This window comes from Gemmatimonas sp. (assembly GCF_044376735.1).
Classification (GTDB): Bacteria; Gemmatimonadota; Gemmatimonadetes; order Gemmatimonadales; family Gemmatimonadaceae; genus Gemmatimonas.
Genome location: NZ_JBILKJ010000223.1, coordinates 1 through 3606, shown reverse-complemented (window position 1 = coordinate 3606; position 3606 = coordinate 1). Strand labels below are relative to the sequence as shown.

Sequence of the window (3606 nt, the reverse complement as noted above, 5' to 3'; positions counted from 1 at the left end):
GACGCACCGACATGCCGGGGCGCGGGATCGATGCCGCCACGGTACCTGGCGCGGTGAACGGCTGGGAGAAGTTGCTCACCCGCTTTGGACGGAAGCGCTTCGCCGATGTGCTGGCGCCGTCGATCGTCTACGCCGAGGCCGGCTTTCCGGTGGGTGAAGTGGTGAGCGTGTACTGGAAGGACAGCGAAAAGGTGTTGCGTGAAGATGCCGCCACCGCGAAGACGTTCTTGCCGGGCGGCCGGTTGCCGCTGGCCGGTGAGCTGTTCCGCAATCCTGAGTTGGCACAGAGCTATCGGCAGATTGCCGCCGGTGGTGCCGCCGCCTTTTACAAAGGCCCCGTGGCGGCCAAGCTGCTGGCCAGCAGCAAGACGCACGGTGGCACGATGACGGCCGCCGATCTCGCCGAGTTCGACAGCGAATGGGTGGAGCCCATCTCGACCACGTATCGCGGATGGACGGTGTACGAGCTGCCGCCGAACGGGCAGGGGATCGCCGCGCTCGAGATGCTGAACATCATGGAGACGTTCCCGCTGGCGTCGATGGGGCACAACTCCGTGCCCGCGCTGCACCACATGATCGAAGCGAAGAAGCTCGCGTATGCCGACATGCAGCGCTACGACGGCGATCCGCGCTTTGTGAAGATCCCGGTCGAGGCGATGCGCTCGAAGGCCTACGCCGCTGAACGTGCGAAGCTGGTGAATGCCTCGAAGGCCACCTGCGATCTCGCTGCCGGCACGCCGAGCGGCACCGACAACGGTACGACGTACATGAGTGCAGTGGACAAGGAGGGGAACATGATTTCCCTCATTCAGAGCAACTACTCTACGGTGGGTTTCGGCGCCGGCATCACGGTGGCCGACGCGGGCTTCGTGTGGCACAACCGCGGCGCCGGCTTCTCCTTCGATCCCGCCAGCGCGAACGTGCTGGCCGGCCGCAAGCGTCCGCTGCACACGATCATTCCCGCGTTCATGGAGAAGGGGGACACTCGCGTGGCCTTCGGCATCATGGGCGGATGGAATCAGGCGCAGGCCCACGCGCAGTTCGTGTCGAACATCGCCGACTTCGGGATGAACATTCAGGGCGCGCTCGACGCGCCGCGCTTTTCCAAGGAGACGTTCCCGGGGTGCGACGTCAACTTCGAATCGCGCATTCCCGATGGCGTGCTCAAGGCCCTCGCCGCCATGGGCCACGACATCGTGATGCGCGGGGATTACTCGAGCACCCGCATGGGCGCCGGGCAGGCGGTGATGCGCAACTACACCACGGGGATCAACGCGGGCGCATCCGATCCGCGCAAGGATGGCTCGGCAGTCTCGGAACTGCTGCCGATCCAGCCACGCGAACCGATGCGTCGCCCCGCGCCGGCGCGGAAGTAAGCGCGCCGCCGCCCCGGGATGCCCGTGCGCGGATGACCGTGTCATGGGTTACTCGACCCGTCATGGCCCGCTACCCTTGAGCATGGCCAACTTCAGTTTCGAAACGCCGCCGCGGGTGATCTGTGCTGATGGCGAGAGTGAACGACTGGGTGGGCTGCTGCGCGAGTGTGGTGTCAGCCGCCCCCTCGTGGTCACCGATCGCGGCATCGAGACGGCGGGACTGCTCGAGCCCATGCTCGCGCCGCTGCGCGCGATGGGCTTCGAGGTCACGGTGTTCGCCGACGTCGCGGCCGATCCGCCGGAATCCTGCGTGTCGGCGGCCACCGTCATGGCGCGCGAGGCGCGCATCGACGGGGTGATCGGTTTCGGCGGCGGCAGTTCGCTCGACGTCGCCAAGCTGGTGGCACTCCTGGCGCGATCCGGCGAGTCGCTCGAGGCGATCTACGGGGTCGGTCGCGCCTCGGGGCCGCGTTGGCCGCTGGTGCAGGTGCCTACCACCGCCGGCACCGGCTCGGAGGTCACGTCGATTGCCATTGTGACGACGCCCGGCGGTGAGAAGCAGGGGGTCGTGTCGCGGCTGCTCTACCCCGACGTCGCGGTGCTGGATGCCACTCTCACGCTCGGGATGCCCGCCCGCGTGACCGCGATGACCGGCATCGATGCGATGGTGCACGCGATCGAGGCGTACACCAGTCGGCATCGGAAGAATGTGCTCTCCGACGCGCTGGCGATTCGTGCGCTGCAACAGCTGTCAGAAAACCTCGGCCTGGTACTCGAAGACGGCAGCAACCTCCCGGCGCGTCGCGCGATGCTGCAGGGATCGATGCTGGCCGGCATGGCCTTCGCGAACGCCCCCGTTGGCGCCGTGCACGCGCTGGCCTATCCGCTGGGCGGACAGTTTCACATTCCGCACGGTCTGAGCAACGCGCTGGTGCTGCTGCCGGTGCTCGAGTTCAACCTCCCCGAAGCGGAGGGGATGTACCGCGAGCTGGCCGATGCCGTACGGGCCACCGAGCGCACGTGGCACCGCAGCGCGAGCGGACGCGCCTTCGTGGATGCGATGGCCACGATCGTGGGTGAGCTCGGGCTCGAACGCACGTTGGGCGAGCTGGGCGTCATCGAAGCCGACCTGCCGGGGCTCGCCACCGATGCCATGAAGGTGCAGCGGTTGCTGGTGAACAATCCCCGCGACGTGAGCTACGATCAGGCGTTGGCGCTGTATCGCGAGGCGCTATGACCGATACCGCCGACACGCGGGCGCACTACGCGCATTGCACGACGATCGATACGCGCTGGATGGACAACGACGCCTACGGCCACGTGAACAACGTCGTGTACTACAGCTTCTTCGACACCGCGGTGAATCGCTGGCTGATCGAGCGCGGCCTGCTCGACATCGCGGGCAGCGACGCCATCGGGCTCGTGGTGGAAACGCAGTGCCGCTATCGGTCGCCGATCACCTTTCCCGACCGGGTCACCGCCGGTGTGCGTGTCGTGCACCTCGGACGCTCGAGCGTGCGCTACGAACTCGCGCTGTTCCGCAACGACGACGACGTGCCGGCGGCGACCGGTCACTTCGTTCATGTCTACGTTGATCGCGCGTCGCGGACGTCAGTGCCGATCCCCGACGCGGTGCGGCAGGCCCTCGAGGGGCTGCGTACGTCGTCATCTCCGTCTTCCACCACCTGAGCGCCATGCGTGCTGTCATTTGCGGGGCCTTCGATCAGCCCGAAACACTTACGGTGGACACCGTGCCCGACCCTGTCGCCGAGGCCGGCCACGTGGTCATCGAGGTGCACGCCGCCGGCGTCAACTTCCCCGATGCGCTGATGGTGATGGGGCAGTACCAGGTGCGTCCGCCGCTGCCGTTCACGCCGGGCGGCGAAGCGGCGGGCGTCATCGTCGAGGTGGGTGCCGACGTCACGGCGTTGCACGTCGGACAGCGAGTGGTGGCGTTCACCCGAACCGGCGCCTTCGCTGAACGTCTCAGTGCGCCGGCGGCGGCCGTCACGCCGATTCCCGACGCCCTGTCGTTCGACGTGGCCGCCACGTTGCCGCTCGCGTACGGTACGGCGATGCACGCGCTGATCGATCGTGCGCAGATCGCCCCCGGCGAGACGCTGCTGGTGTTGGGCGCCTCGGGCGGCGTGGGACTGGCCGCCATCATGATCGGCAAGGCACTGGGCGCGCGCGTGATCGCCGCCGCCAGCACCGACGAGAAGCTGGCACT

The 3606-nt window shown here is 67.5% G+C and carries 4 protein-coding genes; all 4 read left to right on the top strand.

All coding sequences use genetic code 11. From position 1 onward, the window contains the following. Nucleotides 1-1376: gamma-glutamyltransferase family protein (locus tag ACIRA7_RS15790; RefSeq protein WP_396221794.1), on the top strand; the 1376-nt coding region annotated here is incomplete at its 5' end. 82 nt (nt 1377-1458) lie between these two features. Beyond that, nucleotides 1459-2613 carry an iron-containing alcohol dehydrogenase gene (locus tag ACIRA7_RS15785; RefSeq protein ID WP_396221793.1) on the top strand — a complete coding sequence of 385 codons (1155 nt, stop codon included), beginning with the start codon at nt 1459-1461 and terminating at the stop codon, nt 2611-2613. Next, nucleotides 2610-3065: an acyl-CoA thioesterase gene (locus tag ACIRA7_RS15780; RefSeq protein WP_396221792.1), complete on the top strand. Its 456-nt coding sequence runs from the start codon at nt 2610-2612 to the stop codon at nt 3063-3065. The genes ACIRA7_RS15785 and ACIRA7_RS15780 overlap by 4 nt, the downstream gene beginning before the upstream one ends. 5 nt (nt 3066-3070) lie before the next feature. After that, a partial coding sequence (locus tag ACIRA7_RS15775) for an alcohol dehydrogenase catalytic domain-containing protein (RefSeq protein WP_396221791.1) occupies nt 3071-3606 on the top strand: 536 nt, incomplete at its 3' end.

Excerpts from the sequence above, each read along its gene's own strand:
- ACIRA7_RS15785 (WP_396221793.1), top strand. The coding sequence starts at position 1,459 with ATGGCCAACTTCAGTTTCGAAACGCCGCCGCGGGTGATCTGTGCTGAT.
- ACIRA7_RS15780 (WP_396221792.1), top strand. The coding sequence starts at position 2,610 with ATGACCGATACCGCCGACACGCGGGCGCACTACGCGCATTGCACGACG.